At 68.7% G+C, this 871-nt stretch carries 2 protein-coding genes; both read left to right on the top strand.

The features are described 5' to 3' along the window. The first annotated feature begins 447 nt into the window (after positions 1–447). Positions 448–621: a hypothetical protein gene (locus LPA54_RS33230; protein WP_228914907.1), complete on the top strand. Its 174-nt coding sequence runs from the start codon at positions 448–450 to the stop codon at positions 619–621. Between the two features lie 43 nt (positions 622–664). Then, on the top strand, positions 665–871 hold a 207-nt coding region (locus LPA54_RS33225; RefSeq protein WP_368857876.1), incomplete at its 3' end, for an N-acetyltransferase family protein.

Genomic DNA, 871 nt, shown 5'->3' with positions numbered 1-871 from the left:
CCTGAAGGACTACGCGCCCGGCCGCTGGTGACACCCGAGGACGGCCGGGGTGCGCGAACCGCGCCCCGGCCGTCCGGACTTGTCCGGTACATCGGGACGCGCGTACTCCGATCGAGTGAGCTACGGTGCGCATTCTGTCACGACATGCCCGTACATAGCGCCTGATGATGGGCGATCCGTCATGTGATTGTTACAGCCAGTTTGCAGCCCCATCGAGCAGGGGGCCGCTCATTTGGTTAATCTGAGGCGGACGGATAGCAGCAAGGGTCCTACCCGCACCCACGATCCGTCATGGGACTGCCGGTCCACCACGGCCTGCTCTCTCCTCGAACGACCGGCGCCACCGCGTCCGAACAGCATGGGACACAGACCCGCTCGGGCGTCGGACGCCGGCCACGGGGCCGACGCGGTACGTCCCGAGGGTGACCGACACATAAGGAGTGCGCGGTGACACCGGAGCAGACGAAACTCGAACAGCGCCCCGACGAACGCACGGAGCGTTCCGGCCGGCGGCCGGGGGAGCTGGGAATCCTCGACGTGTGGGCCCGCTCGGCCCCCATCCGCCTCGCCGGGTACGAGGAGGACCTCGCGGAGCCGCACATCCTCCCCAGCGTCGACTGACACACGTCACCCCGCACCACCCGGGCGTGCCAGACTTGCATCCATGCTGATCAGGGAAGCGCGCCCCGACGACTGGCCGCGCATCTGGCCGTTCTGGCACCGCATCGTCGCGGCGGGCGAGACCTACACCTGGGACCCGGGCACCTCCGAGGAGGATGCCCGGGCCCTGTGGATGAGCCCCGCGAAGCGGGTGTACGTCGTCGAGGACGACGGGACCGTCGTCGCCTCCGCCTATCTCACCCCCAACTAC

The organism is Streptomyces sp. DH12 (genome assembly GCF_020873895.1).
Lineage (GTDB): Bacteria > Actinomycetota > Actinomycetes > Streptomycetales > Streptomycetaceae > Streptomyces.
This window is presented reverse-complemented; position numbering and strand designations above follow the sequence as displayed.